This window comes from Nocardia rhizosphaerihabitans (assembly GCF_014646295.1).
GTDB lineage: Bacteria > Actinomycetota > Actinomycetes > Mycobacteriales > Mycobacteriaceae > Nocardia > Nocardia rhizosphaerihabitans.
The window spans coordinates 1-15881 of the sequence record NZ_BMNE01000008.1 but is presented as its reverse complement, the minus strand read 5'-3'; the positions used below and the strand labels follow the sequence as shown (position 1 = coordinate 15881).

Annotated in this window: 5 protein-coding genes and 1 pseudogene; 3 read left to right on the top strand and 3 right to left on the bottom strand. The window is 65.5% G+C overall.

Annotated features, from left to right (window positions below; translation table 11 throughout):
- Positions 1-125: 125 nt before the first annotated feature.
- Complete coding sequence (locus IEY60_RS28255) at positions 126-707, bottom strand: hypothetical protein (protein WP_189033552.1); 582 nt, start codon at positions 705-707, stop codon at positions 126-128.
- A gap of 231 nt (positions 708-938) precedes the next feature.
- Between IEY60_RS28255 and IEY60_RS28250 the strand changes: the two genes are divergently transcribed.
- From IEY60_RS28250 to IEY60_RS28240, 3 genes are all read left to right on the top strand, one after another.
- A complete protein-coding gene (locus tag IEY60_RS28250; protein WP_189033551.1) occupies positions 939-7313 on the top strand; it encodes a DEAD/DEAH box helicase in 6375 nt (2124 codons plus the stop codon).
- On the top strand, positions 7313-9520 hold the full coding sequence (locus IEY60_RS28245) for a 3'-5' exonuclease (protein ID WP_189033550.1): 2208 nt from the start codon (positions 7313-7315) through the stop codon (positions 9518-9520). Before IEY60_RS28250 ends, IEY60_RS28245 begins: the two co-directional genes overlap by 1 nt.
- 78 nt (positions 9521-9598) lie before the next feature.
- Positions 9599-11836, top strand: coding sequence for a 3'-5' exonuclease (locus tag IEY60_RS28240; RefSeq protein ID WP_189033549.1), 2238 nt, complete (start codon positions 9599-9601; stop codon positions 11834-11836).
- A 15-nt stretch (positions 11837-11851) separates the two neighbouring features.
- On the opposite strand, the gene IEY60_RS28235 is transcribed toward IEY60_RS28240, so the two are convergent.
- Together IEY60_RS28235 and IEY60_RS28230 are read right to left on the bottom strand one after the other, a co-directional pair.
- Positions 11852-13789: an N-6 DNA methylase gene (locus tag IEY60_RS28235; RefSeq protein ID WP_189033548.1), complete on the bottom strand. Its 1938-nt coding sequence runs from the start codon at positions 13787-13789 to the stop codon at positions 11852-11854.
- A 1363-nt stretch (positions 13790-15152) separates the two neighbouring features.
- Positions 15153-15725: pseudogene (locus tag IEY60_RS28230) on the bottom strand (dihydrofolate reductase family protein); the annotation flags it as partial.
- Between the last annotated feature and the right edge of the window lie 156 nt (positions 15726-15881).

The window sequence follows — 15881 nt, the reverse complement described above, 5'->3', positions numbered from 1 at the left end:
GGCAGTGTACTGCCCCGATCCAGTAGCGCGTGAACTTTGACGCAAAGATGTGACTGGGAGCGAAACCCGCTGTGATCCCCCGCTGCGATCGATACCGTACTTGAACTCCCCCGGCCCGACCAGCGTCAGTTGCCATCCAGTTCTGCTCTGCACTGCTCGGCCGTCTTCACCGCAATGCACTGCACCCAATCACCCTGGATGTCACCGGAAGTCGGCGGTTCGCCGCAGCGACGGCCGCAGCGGTCGGCGCCGACAACCGGGGAGCCGTCGGGCCAGAAGCAGCCGTTCGCGCCGCACTCGTATCCACGCCCGTTCGAGGGTGCGCCCGACTCGGATTCCGCGTCGAGGTTCTGCTGACCACCTCGGGTATCGAAGCACCATTGGGAATAGCGGGTGGCGCCGTCGCTCCAGACGGCCGGCCCGGGTGTTCCTTCCAAGCATTCGACCGGGTACGGCTCGGGTACACCGGTCGGCTCAGGCTGAGCAGCCGGTTCGGTTGGTGCAACCGAAAGGGTTGAACTGGGTAACGGCGCGGGCTTTTCGGGCGAAGGTGTTTCGAGGGCGGTTGCCACCGACGGAGGCGCCGAGGCCGATATCGGTGACGGCGCGACAGAAGTGGGCTGCTCGGCGGGGGCGGAGCAACCAGCCACCCCCAGAACGGCACCGAAGCCGAGGACCGCCAACACCCGCCAGATTTGCATGTTCATCGCCCCACCTTTCGTCGCCCGCCTTGACTAGGGTGCCTCCAGCGCATCTGGCAGTGAAAACATCGTCAATCTTGCCCAGCAAACATAAACATGTTAACTTCGACCGGAGTGCTGGCGACCTCCGCGTCGCACAATCTTCCGGCCGGAATCATCCGGTCGACTAGCATCCGACAGACGTGGCGAACAGCCGATGATCAGCCACGACGGCTGACCGATAACCGAGGAGCACACGTGGGGGCCTTGCTTCCGACCCTGCAAGCCGAGCGCCTGCGGGAAGGGTTGACCGACTATCTGACGACAACCTTCGCGCTGACCGACCCGGATACGCAGGGCGCCCTCACCGACTTCATCGGACATCCTCGCGACGGCATGTTCAAAGGTCCCTACGTGCGGTTGCGCCTCCCGTTCGCCCCGGCGCGCGGCAACTGGGGGATGCACCTGAACTGGTGGCCGAAGTACTTCGAGCCCTATGGGCATCAGGCGGCGGCGTTCGAACGGCTGTCGAGCAAGTTCCATCGGCGACCGCAGCCGACGCTGGTTACCACGGGGACCGGTTCCGGTAAGACGGAATCGTTTCTGATCCCGATCCTCGACCATGTGCTGCGGGCCAAGAAGGCCGGGGTGTCGGGGATGAAGGCACTGATCATCTATCCGATGAATGCGCTGGCCAACGATCAGGAGCAGCGGCTCGCGAAGATGATCACCAGTCACCCCGAGCTGGCGGGGGTGACGGCCGGGCTCTATACCGGCGAGCAGTCCTCGGGTGGGCGCACGCTCGTCTCGGAGGCGGGACTGATCACCGATCGGCGGCTCATGCACGATTCGCCGCCCGACATTCTGCTGACCAATTACAAGATGCTCGACCACATGCTGCTGCGTTCGGACCGGGCGCCGATGTGGCGGCAGTCGGCGACCTCGTTGCAGTACGTCGTGCTCGACGAGTTCCACACCTACGACGGCGCGCAGGGCACCGATGTGGCGATGCTGTTGCGTCGGCTCGGGCTCACGATCAAGTCGCATTGGACAGCGCAGTCACCGGTCACCGCGGAGGACCGAAAGCGGCCGCTGGGCAAGATCACGCCGGTGGCGACGTCGGCGACGCTCGGGTCCAAGGGCGAACCGACAGAGATGCTGGACTTCGCCGAAACCGTGTTCGGTGAGCCGTTCAACAAGGAGACCTTGATCGGTGAGACACGGGTCGATGTCGAGGAATGGCTGGGCAAACGGAGCACCTCGCTCGACCGGACCTTCTCGCCGGTCGAGCCGGTGCTGGCCGAGGCTGTCGCTGAGCTGGATCGTGCTGCGGCGAAAGCACTCACGAACAAGCGGCTCACCGCTGCGGTGCTGGCCACCCTGTTCCGGCATACCTCCGATATCGACGATTCGCCCGAACGGATCGCGGCCGGGCTGCACAAGCTCGACGAGTCCGAGATGCTCGATCTGGTCAAACGGCACGGAACCTTCGCTCGCATTCTGCGGAGCGCACTCGATGTGATCTCGGTGAAAGAACTGGCCGCGACAGCGCTGCCCTCCCCCACTGGCGAGCGGGATCTCGGACGAGGAATCGCCCAGCGGGAACGCTATGTCGACTATCTCTTCGCGGCGCTGTCCCACCTGCGTGCCGAAGTCGGGCGCTCGGCTCTGAATGTCGATGTGCACCTGTGGTTTCGGGAGCTCTCCCGGGTCGACCGAGCGGCGACCGCGACGCCGCTGTTCAGCTGGCCCGACGACGGCGCGCTCGACGACATAGGGACCGACTATTACCCCGCGCTCTACTGCCGCCACTGCGGCCGCTCCGGGTGGGGTGTCCGACTGGCACCGACCGGTAGCACGCTCGACACCAGCGATGAGGACATCCGTAGCCACCACGCCTCGGGCGGGCTGCGATTCCGGGCACTGATCTCGGCACCCAGCGAGGCCCAATTGGACAATGCGGTCGAGGGTTTGCGCTGGTTTCAGGTGGACCAGCGGGAGATCGTCGACCAGCGGCCCGAGGCCGACAGCGAAGAATTGCGCGATGAGCGTGTCCTTCCGGTGCTCTACCTCAGCGGACCCGACGCCGACGAGAACTCGCGCAAGGATCTGTGCCCGGCGTGCGGCTCCGACGACGGCATCCGGTTCCTGGGTAGCGCGATCGCCACCCAGCTATCGGTGGCACTGTCGAATCTGTTCGGCGACGCGCAACTCGACAACGGCGAGAAGAAGGCCCTGGTCTTCACCGACAGCGTGCAGGACGCGGCACATCGTGCCGGGTTCGTCCAGGCCCGATCACACACGCTCAGTCTGCGTTCGACACTCCGAAATGCCCTGGGCGACAGGGTCAGCGGCGAACAGATGCTGACCCTTTCAGAGTTGCGTGACGCCGTGCTCGAACGGGCGGGCGAGGATTCGGGCCGACGCTATCACCTACTCGCACCGGACATCGTCGAGCACGAAGCCTTCGCCGCGTTCTGGCAGGCCGATACCCCGGCCGCCCTGCGGCGCAAGGCAACCAAGAATGTGGCGCGTCGCGTCCTGTTCGATATCGACCTGGAATTCGGTCTGCAATCCAGGCTCGGCCGCACGCTCGAGCTGACCGGCAGCGTGGTGGCCGAGGTGGATCTCGGTTCCCCGCAACGCGTTACCCAGCTCGGTACCACCGCGCTGGAACGGACCGAGCACCAGCTGACCTTCTCCGAGCCCGACCCAGCGGCCGTTACTCAGTGGGTGCGCGGTGTCGCGGAGCGGATGCGCACCCGCGGCGCGATCGCTCACGAGTGGCTCACCACCTTTGTCCACCGTGATGCCAATCGGCGGTGGGTGTGGGGTGGGCGCCCCAGGGGTCAAGGTATGCCCGCGTTTCCGAAAGGACGGCCCGCGCCGGCCTTCCCAGCGGTCGGGGGTCGCACCGTTCCCGAGGGGTTCGACCCGATCACCGCCTCCTCCTCGTGGTACGCACGGTGGGCCGCGCAGTGCCTGAATGTCTCACCCCACGAGGGTGGATTCCTCGCGCGAGCACTGTTCGATGTGCTCGCCGAGGAGCGGGTGGTGAGCACCGCCACCACCGAGAAGTCGTTCACCGCATACCAGTTGACGCACGACACGGTGATGGTCGGGATCCCCGACGCCGACGGGCTGGCGGGGATGAAATACCTGCTCGTGTGCGATGTCTGCCAGACACCGACGCCGGGCAGTGCTGCCGTCATCGACCAGCTCGACGGCGCCCCCTGCCTGCTCACCCGGTGCCCCGGCCGACTGGCACGGGCGGCCAAGCACGACAACTTCTATCGCGGTCTCTACGACAGCTCGGAGATGAAGCGCGTCGTCGCGCGGGAACACACCTCGCTGCTGCCGACCAAGACGCGCCTCGAGTACGAGACCAAGTTCAAAACGACAGCGTCGGATCCGACGGCACCGAATGTGCTCGTCGCGACGCCGACGCTGGAGATGGGTATCGATATCGGCGACCTGTCCACGGTCATGCTCGGATCGATGCCTCGGACCGTCTCGTCGTATCTGCAGCGGGTCGGTCGCGCCGGTCGTCTCACCGGCAACTCGCTCGCACTCGCCTTCGTGCGTGGCCGGGGCGAGCACCTGCCCAAGCTGGGTGACCCGACATCGGTGATCCAGGGCGAAGTTCGTCCGCCCGCCACCTTCCTCACCGCCGAGGAGATCCTGCAGCGCCAGTACCTCGCGCACATCGTCGACCGGCTCTCGCGAAAGGCCGGGGCAGAAGATCCCGGTAGCGCTACCAATGTGCTCTCGAGTTTCGACGAGGGAACCTGGATGGGCACTCTCATCGAGGTCGCCGACGACGACGCTGATCTCTTGCTCGACGAATTCCTCGGCCAGTTCGGCGATCTCCTCGGCGAAACGACCACCGCGAGCCTGCGCGCCTGGGCGACACCACCGGGGTTGGGTGAGTACAGCGGGCTCGGCGTGCTGCTGCGCGAAGCCGTGCATCGCTGGAACCGCGATGTCGACGAGCTGCGGCATCGCCGCACGGCCGTCGACGCCGCCCTCCCGGACTTCGAACAGCGCGCCGCCTCCCCCGCCGCCACCGACGACGACCGCCGCGACCTGCGCACCGCGCGCGGCACCCTGCGGCTGTTGTCCAAGAGCATCAACGACCTGACCACCGAACACTGGGTGGGCGTGCTCGAACGCTACGGCGTGCTGCCCAACTACACGCTGCTCGACGACGCGGTCTCCCTCGATGTGGGAATCACTTGGATCGACCCCGACACCAACGAATACGCCGAGGACACCGCCAGCTATCAGCGCGGATCGCGGGTTGCACTGACCGAGCTCGCGCCCGGCGCCACCTTCTATGCGCAGGGTCTGGCCGTGGAAATCGATGCGGTCGATCTGGGGGCCGGTGAATCCGCGATCCATACCTGGCGGGTGTGCCCGTCCTGCGGCTGGGCCGGGATCAGTCACGGGGCCGACCCGACTCCGCCGCCGATTCAGTGCCCCCGCTGCCACTCCGGCGCCATTGCCGATGTGAGCCAGCAGCTGCAGGTGGTCGAGATGGCCAAGGTATCGGCCGAGGTGCGGCGAGACGAGGCCGCGATCAACGACATCCGCGACGAACGGCGCCAGGAGTCGTTCACTGTGCTGACCGCGGCCGATATCGACCCGGACAACATCACCAAACGGTGGTTCGTCGCCGAGCAGGACTTCGGCGCGGAGTACCTGCGGCGCATGGATATTCGCTGGCTCAACATGGGCAGGCGCAACTCTCAGGGCAGCAAGCGTCTGGTCGCCGGTAACACCACCACCGGTGGGCTTTTCCGGGTGTGCTCAGGCTGCGGACAACTCGACAAGGTGGCGGGCCGCAACGAGCCGCACGAGCACCGCAGCTGGTGCAAGTACCGAAAAGCCGATGACGAGAAGCATGTTCGCGAGATCGCGCTGGCCAGAACGCTGCGTACGCAGGCCGTGCTGCTGCACCTGCCGGGTTGGCTCGAGTACGACTCGTTCGCCCATCCGAGCCTCAGTGCGGCCATCCTGCTCGGTCTGCGACAGGTGATCGGTGGTTCGCCGGAGCACCTCGATGTCACGGCCATCACCGACGCCCTGCACGCACCCAATCAGCGGGCCCTGCTCATCCACGACACCGTGCCCGGCGGTACCGGCTACCTCGCTGACTTCGCCAACCCTCGCCAGGTATGGGAAGTACTCGCGGCCGCCCGCGACGTCGTCAAGAACTGCGACTGCATGGATCGGTTGGCATGCCATAAGTGTCTGCTGCCGTTCGCACCGCCGCGGGAACTGGACAAGGTCTCGCGGGTCACCGCAGCCAAGGTGCTCGACGATCTGCTCGCCTGCCAGGGCGGCGAACCGGACGCGGAACGGTGGCTGGCGACGATCACCGAAGAAACGCCGGCGGACCCGATCGGCAGCCCCGAATCACCGCTCGAGCGGGAGTTCTACAAGGCGTTCACCGAGCGGTTGACGACGATGGGCGCGACGATCACCGAAAGGCCGGGCACCTACGGTCCGACCGCCACGATCAAGCTGCCCGGCACCAAGATTCGCACCTGGCAGCTCGAACCCCAGGTGTTGATGGGCAACAGTCAACCAGACTTCCAGCTCCGCACCGGCGACCCGGATATTCCGATCATCGCCGTGTTCGCCGACGGGCGGAAGTACCACGCCGTGCCGGGTAGGAACCGGGTCAGCGATGATGCCCGCAAGCGCGAGATCCTCCGTTCCGGCGGTGTTCTGGTGTGGGCGTTCGGTCACGACGATCTTCGCCGGTTCACCAGTGCCCGGCCGGAGCGCCCCGGCTGGTTCACCGATCAGCTCGCCGGGCTCACCCGGAAGCAAGGCAATCTGCGTCCGGCACTGTTCAACCTCCTGCAGGCCGACCCGATCACCCAGTTGATCGAATTCATGGTCGACCCCGACCGGGATGCGTGGGCAGCGGTCGGCCGGTGGCTCCCCCTGATGTTCTTGCAGAATGGCAGGACCAAGGGTGACAGCGAAGCGATCGGCAGCTGGGCACTCGACCTGATCAACGGCAGCGGCACACCGATCGTCGAGGGCGATTACAACTGCTGGTCCTATACGGACGGTCCGCTGACTATTACGGCCGCTGTGCCCGCGACCATGAAAACCATCGACGCGGTCCTAGCACTCGACGACCGAGACGGGGCTCTCGAAATCCGCGAAGGCCACGCGTGGAAGGAATGGCTGCGCCTGTCCAACTGGTTCGGCCTCGACGGCCACACCATCACCACACGCACACTGCTCGACGCCAGCACCGGCGCCATCGAGCAAGGACCTGAGGCGGCCGGGCTGGGCGGTGCCCCGCGTACCGGTAGTCCTCGCACCGCCGCGGTCGAACTGACACCGCAGTGGCAAGAGCTCTACGACGACACCATCTCCGATGCCGAACGCGAACTCGTCCTCGGTCTCGCATCGATCGGAGTGCCGGTGCCGGTGCTCGGTGTCGAAACCGATCGTGGCGATGTCATCGACATCGGCTGGCCGGATGCGCGGATCGGGGTCCTCCTCGCCGACCCCGATGCGGCTCCTACGATGACTGAACAGGGGTGGACGATCTGCCCGGCTGATCCGGCCGAACTCGTCGACGCGCTGAAGACGAACGGGGTGATGTGATGGCGCACATCGTGATGACCAGCCAGCGGAAGTCGGGTAACGACCTCGACGGTCCGGTCAAGCGGCGGGCTATCGATTTTCTCGACACGCTGCAGAACAACGAATCCGCAGCGATTCCCCTGATCGAGTCGGTCTCCGGCGCGCGGGACGACAGGGTCCGGGTCAGTCGAATCGGTCTGGGCCACACCGCGATTCTGTTCTCGGTCACGCCAACGGGCGGCGGTGAGGCCTCCTACGTCTACATGGGTGCGTGGCCCGATGAAGCAGCCGGCGAGTTGGCACCCCGCGCCGGCCTGCAGGTGAACCCTGTCAATGGCGTGCTCGACCTCATCGTCCATGACGATCAGCCCCAGGGGACGGCCCCCGATCTTGCTCGCGCTCAGACGCGTTCGAGCTATCTGACCGGCTTGGGGTTCACCACCGAACAGCTCACACAGGAGCTCGGCCTCGACGCGACTCTCGCCGAGCGCGCCCTGGCCGCGTCCGACGACCACATGATCAACACCATCGCTGCCGACGTCGACGGATGGCAGGGCCACGCGCTGCTCGAACTGGCCTGCGGCGTCAGTATCGACGACATCCGGGAAAAGCTGCGTCTCACCGAGAATCCGGTCGATCCATCACTCGCCGAGGACGACCAGATCCTGCAGGCGCTCGAACACCCCGCCAGCCAGATCCAGTTCAACTACATCGGCGACGACGCCGACGAACTACGACGAGTCATCGAAGGCGGCAGCTTCGCCGCGTGGCGGACCTTCCTGCATCCCGAACAGCGTGCCTACGCCGACAAGCACTACAACGGCGCATTCCGGCTGTCCGGCGGCGCGGGAACCGGCAAGACGGTGGTCGCGCTGCATCGAGCCCGCAATCTGTGGCGGCACAACCCGGACGCCCGCATCGTGCTCACCACGTTCAACCGGACGCTGGCCCGCCAGCTGCACGCAGACCTGCAGACTCTCGAACCCGGCATCACGATCGCGGCGAAGCCCGGCGATATCGGCGTCTACATCGACGGCGTCGACAAGCTCGCCAGCGACGTACTGGTCCGTGCCCGCGAATTGGCACCCGTCACAGAGGCGGTACTGGGCAGTGCCACCGAGCTGTCGTCCCGGCGCACCGACACGCTCAAAGTATGGCGAGAGATCACCAAATCGGTGGACACCGATCTGGATCCGCGCCTGGCCACCCCGGCTTTCCTCGACAACGAGTACACCGCGGTGGTGCTGGCGAACCAGGTCACCACCGTCGCTGACTACGCAAAGGTCGCCCGGGCTGGGCGCGGAGTGCGGCTGAACCGCTCGCAGCGGATTGCCGTCTGGAAACTGATCGAGGCGTTCCGGCGCCGCAGCCGGATGGACGGCACCGTCAGCTTCCCCGAGGTACTGGCGCTAGCCGCGGAGTACCTGCGCAGGCGCAGCAATGCGGGCGAGCCCTTCATTGCCGACCACGTGATCGTCGACGAAGCCCAAGATCTGCACGCCACCCACTGGGCGATGCTGCGAGCCCTTGTCGCCGAAGGACCCGACGACATGTTCATCGCCGAGGACTCCCACCAGCGGATCTTCGGTCAGCCGGTGGTGCTCGGCAGGCTCGGGGTGAAAATCGTCGGCCGCTCGCGGCGTCTGACGCTGAACTACCGCACCACCGCCGAAAACCTCAAGTTCGCCGTCGACATCCTCTCCGGCGCCGACTACCACGACCTCGAAGAAGCCGAGGAATCCACGCACGGATACCGTTCGGCCCGCACCGGTCCCGAACCGATCCTCCTCGCGTGCACCTCACTGTCCGATGAGCTCGACCAGGTGGCCGCCCGCGTTCGTTCCTGGCTCGACGAGGGTGTCGAGCCGTCGAGCATCGCGATCCTGACACGCGGCAAGAACGACCGCAGCCAGTTCGTGCGGGCACTGGGTGAACGCGGGATCCAAGCGCGCGTACTCGACGACAACCCGGCCGGGCCGGGGCACGTGCAAGTACTGACCATGCACCGGTCCAAAGGCATGGAGTTCGCAAAGGTGATTCTCGCCGGCGTCGACGACGCGCACGTACCTGCCAAATCGGTACTGAACGAGGCACCAGAGGAAGAACGGGCCGAAGCCGAGCTGCGGGAGCGGTCGCTGTTGTACGTCGCGGCGAGTCGTGCGCGTGACCAGCTCGTCGTGACGTGGAGCGGACGACGCTCTGCGCTGCTCCAGGCCGTTCCGCAGTAGCCACGCTCGGCTGACTCATCGTATTGATCTGCAAGAAAATCGGCGCACGGTCGCCGATCGAATGAACTGAGGTGTGCCGTGGCGACCGTCGTGTTGGCGACGAACAACAAATCGATGCCGAAGCTCGACGGATCGGTCAAGGACAAGGTCTACGACTTCTTCGAGAAGGTCCGTGCCGACGACACCGCGCCGGGCCTACACATCGAGCCCATCAAGGGCTCGGCCGATCCGCGAGTGCGCACCGGACGTGTCGATCTGAACTTCCGCGCGCTCATGTTCCGCATCGATGACAAATTCGGCGACGCCACCTACATCTATCTCGGCACGTGGAAACACGACGAGGCCAACAAGCTGGCCGAGAAGTCCACACTGCGGGTCAATCCGGTGAACGGCGTGCTCGAAGGCATTGTCGGCGAGCTCGACGGGCGAGGTGATCGCAAGAAGCGCTCGGTCGTGCCCGATCCGTTCGGAGCGCTCGCGGCCATGGCTGCACAACCGGCTGTCGGATACCTCAGTCGCGCCGGTTATGTTCTCGAACAGCTCACCGACCGCCTCGGTCTCGATGCGGCGCTGGCGACCAAAGTTCTCGCCGCACCCGATCAGGATGGTGTGTTCGCGGTAGCGCAGACCACCGAGGTGGCCTGGCAGCAGAACGCCATCCTCGAACTCGCCGTCGGCCGATCCATCGACGACATTCGTGACACGCTCGGCTTCACCGAGCGGCCGGTCGACGAAACTCTCGACGAGAACGAGCAGATTCTCGCTGCCCTTGAACATCCAGCCACCAGAATGCAGTTCACCCTCGTCGATGACAACGACGAGCTCCGCCGCGTCATCGAAGAAGGTGACTTCAAAGCCTGGCGGACCTTCCTGCATCCGAACCAGCGCAGGTTCGTGGAGAAGCAGCAGCGCGGCGCTTTCCGGCTTTCGGGCGGAGCCGGTACCGGCAAGACTGTTGTCGCCCTGCACCGTGCCCGCTACCTGGCAAAACAGAATCCGGACGCGCGGATCGTGCTGACGACCTACAACAAAACCCTCGCCAAATCACTGCTCGACGACCTGCAGGCGCTCGATCCTGCCCTTGCCATCGCCGAGGAGCCAGGCGACCGCGGTATCTACATCGCCGGCATCGACAAGCTCGCGGCAGCGCATCTGCGGCGCAACAAGGAATGCGACGAGGCATTCGCCGCCATCTTCGGTCCCGGTACCTCGACCCGGCGTGGCCGGACAGTCAATTCCGATTTCGGCTGGCCGGAAGTGGTTGCGGCAGTGAAGAACACCCTCGATCCACGGTTGAAGCATCCGTCGTTCCTCGCCGCCGAGTATGTCAGCGTGGTGCTGGGCAACCGAATCACCACCCAAGCCGAGTACTTGAAGGTGCCGCGGGCCGGGCGAGGCGTGCGGCTCAACCGCCCGCAGCGGGCTGCCGTGTGGCAGCTGATCGAGGAGTACCGCAAGCTCGGGCGCAGTGCCGGGCGCCTCAGTTTTCCCGAGGTCCTCGCCCTGGCCGCCGCGGACTTGCAATGGCGCGCGAAGTCCACCGGTCACACCCTTGCTGATCACGTGATCGTGGACGAGGCGCAGGACCTGCACGCCACACACTGGGCGTTGCTCCGTGCGCTGGTAGAGGAGGGGCCCAATGATCTGTTCATCGCCGAGGACTCGCATCAGCGGATCTACGGCCAGCCGGTAGTCCTCGGCCGTCTCGGCATCAACATCCGAGGCGGGCGATCCAGCAAGCTCACCCTCAACTACCGCACCACCGCCCAGAACCTGAATTTCGCCGTGAGCATCCTCGAGGGCGCGACCTATCGCGATCTGGAGGAGGGCGAAGAATCCACGGCGGGCTATACCTCTGCCCGCCTCGGCCCGGCGCCACGCCTGGTCGCCTGCGCTTCGGTTGTCGAGGAACTTACGGCCATCGCCGATCAGCTCAAGGCATGGATCGCCGACGGCATCGGTCCGGCCGACATCGCGGTTCTCACCCGTGGCGCTCGCGAACGCGACCTCATCGTGCGCGCGCTCGCCGACCGCGGTGTTGCCGCCCAGGTACTCGACGACGACCTGCCGACTGGCGGACAGGTCCAAGTGCTGACCATGCACCGGTCCAAGGGCATGGAATTCCGGTGTGTGGTGCTCGCCGGTATCGATCGTGACCACGTGCCGTCACACCATCAATTGCGTGGCGTGCCCGAGGAGGAACTCAGCGAGGCCGAACAGCGAGAGCGCTCACTGCTCTATGTCGCGGCCAGCCGGGCGCGCGATCAGCTGGTGGTTACGTGGAGCGGTCAGCTCTCCGAACTACTGAAGAAATAGGTGGGTGGCGGACGCTCACTCTTCCTTGACAGGCGGTTCCAACGCACCAGAGGTCAGACCGGTTCCGATCAGATCCGCCGCCCGTTGAGCAGCGTCCGCCGTTTGCACCGCCGCCACACGTAGCCGGTGTAACCGGCGGAAAGCCTCTGCGTACGGTTTCTGGTCAGCTGGATGCACATTGGGGATGCGCAAGCGGGAGGGGTCGAGGCGGATGGTGGTCGCGCCGACCATGGCTGCCGAGTTGTCGGGGCTGCCGACGAAACCGGCGAAAAACCAGGGGTCCATCCGGTCCGGATCGGTGCGGAAAACGATGACCCCTGCCCCGGGCACGGCCCCGACGTCGTCTCCTTCGGCGACGCGGGCGCCTTGAGCAGCGCCGTGGTCATCGCGGAATCGGGAGACCAGGACATCGCCCTCGCGAATAAGTTCGGCGGAGACCTGAACACCAGGTCCTGAGAGGCCGGTAGGGCCGCGACCGGAAAGGATGTCGCGAGCGGAGAGAACGGGGCGGGCAGGGGCGTCGGAACCAGCAGGTTCTGTCGGGGTGCTGACTATTCGGACGGCGCCGCCGCGTTCGAGGTCGCTGACGGTCGCGGTACGCAGGGACGTGCCGCTGCCGGCCGGCCATACTTCCAAGGTGACGGCGGTATCACGGAGCTCGGCGAGGTGCTCACCGAGCAGTGCGACAGCGGCATGGGCAGAGGAGGCGACGCTGCCGGTGTCCACAGCGGCGCGCACTCGTCGCGCGGGGGTGAGGTCGACGTCGTCGTCGAGAATATCCGTCACGCGCACGACCGCGGTGAGGTCGGCTACGGTGGCCGCTTCGGTGTCGCCGTGGTCGAAGGAACGCCAGGAGCCGGTGAGGCGATCGGCAAGGACCTGCCAATCTGGTTGGGTGTCACCACGATTGGGCAGCCGGGCGGCATCGGCGAACAAGATGGAGTCGTCGGCGGTGGCGCGGTCCGGTCGGCGCAGGATCCAGATCTGCAGACCGATCTGACGCGGTGTCGACGCACCCGGCGGCAGCGCGACAACAGCCCGGAGGGCTCCTGCCCGCACCAGTTCCATCCTGATACGTCGGCCGGACGTTCGCGATGCAACCGCAGGCGGCAACAGGACGGCCGCCGTCCCGCCGGGATGCAGGTGGGAAATGGCGTGCTGTACCCACGCCAGTTCGGACTCGCCGCGCGGGGGAACCGAGTATTCCCAGCGCAGGTCGAGGGCGAGCCGGTCGGCGCCCCAATCACGTTGCGCGTATGGCGGATTGGCCATGACCGCATCGAACTTGTCACCAGGAAAAGCATCAGCGAGAAGGCTGTCGCCAGTGCGGATGTCGACGGAAACCGCGGGCAGCTCGCTGCGCAGCAACGTCGCTGTACGGGCGGCCTGGACCGGCAGGGAGTCTTGGCCCGCGAGCGTGGTCGCGCCGATCCGCGCCGCCTCGATCAGCAGGGTTCCGCTGCCGCATGCCGGGTCGAGAACGCTGCTCGGCGGTGGCGCGGCCGAGGCCGCTAGCAGGTCGGCCATGAGGGCGGCGACCGGACTGTCGGTCGGATAGACACCGGTACTCGGTACCGCGTCGAGCCCGCGCTCAGCCAGAACGTCGAGCGTCTGTTTGATACCGACCGCACCGATTGCGGCACTGACGGCGCTGTGCACGGGCGAGCTGTCGTCACCGATCTGGCCCATGAGAGCAGGCACAGTCTCCGGATCGACTTCGGATCGCAGTAAGGAGCGCAGGCGCTGCACCGGCGAGTCCGCTGATTGCACACCATGGCCGCGCAGCCACTCCTGCACCTCGCCGAGGTCGAAGACAGGACGCGTCTCCGTTCCGCCCGATGCGGGGGCCGGAAAGTCGGTATGCCTGCGCCGCCAGTTGCTGACCGTCGCGCGGGTGACGCCCGCCAGTCTGGCGATTTCCGCCGCGGCAACCGTGGGCGATGTTTCGGACATTGGCCTCCTTTCGACTCGCCACCCTACGGCGGAGGTCGTCAAGCCCCAACGTAACACGCTCACGTTGACGATGTTTTCACATGGTTGCATTAGTCTTGCTTGAAAACATTGTCAATTGCTTGTCAACCGCATGACTTCGATGCTACGGTTTTCTTACCGACGGCCGAGTGCCGACCATGAGCAAACGAAACCCGTTGCTCCATCACCGATTTCCCCAGACAACAGGCCAGCAGAGGTCGCGATTTGTCGTGCCTTCTAACGCCTCGAGGAGAGCGTATGTCCACCCACCGACAGCTTCGCAGTCGTCGGCGCCTGCACCGCAGCTCACACATATTGCCCCTCCGACACGGGCACGACCTGTTCACCCGGCGCACTCGCATTCCGACAACCAGATGCCTGCACGGCAAACGTCGCTACTTCACCCGGCTCGACGCCGAGCTGGTGCTGGCTTGCCTCGACCGCTGCAACCCTGCCCGCCGCGAAAAGCGTTGCTACGAATGCCCCACATGTCACGGCTGGCATCTGACCAGTCAGACGCTCGAGCAATACGCCGCCGAGCACAGTGCACGCCAGCCTGCCGTCACTTCGACCAGGCCGCCGATCACGCTCGATGTGCCGCGTCGGATCGGACCGGTGCCAACGCCGGCCGAGGTGGCGGACCGGCTCCGGCTCCAACGCGCTGTTCCTGTTGCAGCGCAGCAGAATTCCGCGCCGAGCGGGACGCGTGCGCTACTCCTTCGCGTCTGGCGGCACATCACCACATACCACCGACCCCACCGGCGACCGACATCGAGATCTACACCGGCGAGTCCTACGTGACACTGCACGGCGGCGACATCGTCAAAGTCACCGGATGCCGGTGGAACCCGGCCACCTGAGGCGCTCGATAAGCAACCCCGCAATACCCGTATCCCGGCATCGCCGCGCTCGAAGTCAAAGGAGAACCAACATGACTCAGCCCTACGACCATGACAAGCTGCCCGCTGCGTTCGATGCGCGCCAGCCGTCAGAAGCACCTCCCCCGCCGCTCCCTGACCCGGCAAATTTCGAACCGCCCGCTGCTCAGCAGCAGCCACCCACGTACCCGAATCAGCCCTACGCCGACCCACGTTTCGCGCAGGCGCGCCCATCAATCCCTCATCCGCACCAGGTCTATCCACAGCCCGTCTATCAACCGCCGCAACCAGTAATGCCGGTCGTCAATGTCACGCAGAACAACATGGGCGGCGGCTACGTCCAGGTCCGGCGCGGACCCAACCATGGATTGCATCTGATCCTCACAATCCTGTCGTGCGGGTTGTGGGCGCCGGTATGGATCTTGGTCTGGATAGTTGATGCCATGGGGCGCAAATAGCTCTCCGGCGTGGAGCGTCGGCCGGTAGATGAGCTCTTGGATGTTGCCGTCGAGTGTCCGGGATTCGATCAGTTCCAGGTCGAAATCCTTCGCGCTCTGGAGGATCGGGGCCAGGCCGGTCTGGCCGGTGATCACCGGGAACAGCGTGACCTGGACTCGGTCTACCAAACCGGCGGCCATCAGTGCCCGGTTCATCGACAGGCTGCCGTGGGAGCGCAGCGGCACGTCGGACTCCTGCTTGAGCCGGGCGACGACGTCGACAGCATCACCGCTCACGACGGTCCCGGCCAGCCCGTCGAGGGGTTCTGTCAGCGTTGTCGACACCACCGTTGTCGGCAAGCTGATCATTCGGGTCACCCACGGGTCGCGCACCTCGGACTCGCTGGTACTCGATGCCAGCATCTGTGCGAAGGCACGATATGTGTTGGCCCCGAAGACCATTCGCTGCTCCTGGCTGTACTGCTCGAGGCGATGGCCGAGCAGCTCGGGGCCTTGCTTGCCCCAGTAGCCGGTCCAGTCGCCACCGGCGGCGCCGAAGCCGTCGAGACTCGAAAAGACGTCGAAGGTGTAGGTCGCGGGCATGATGTCCTCCTCGAATACGCCGATCAGATCAGGTGTATCGATACAGACGGGACGCTACGCCGAATCTCATCGGCGATGATGCCGTGGTTGCCCTTCGAACGCAAAAAGGCCCTCCAACCATAGGTTGGAGGGCCTTTCGCAATGATGTTCCGGCGG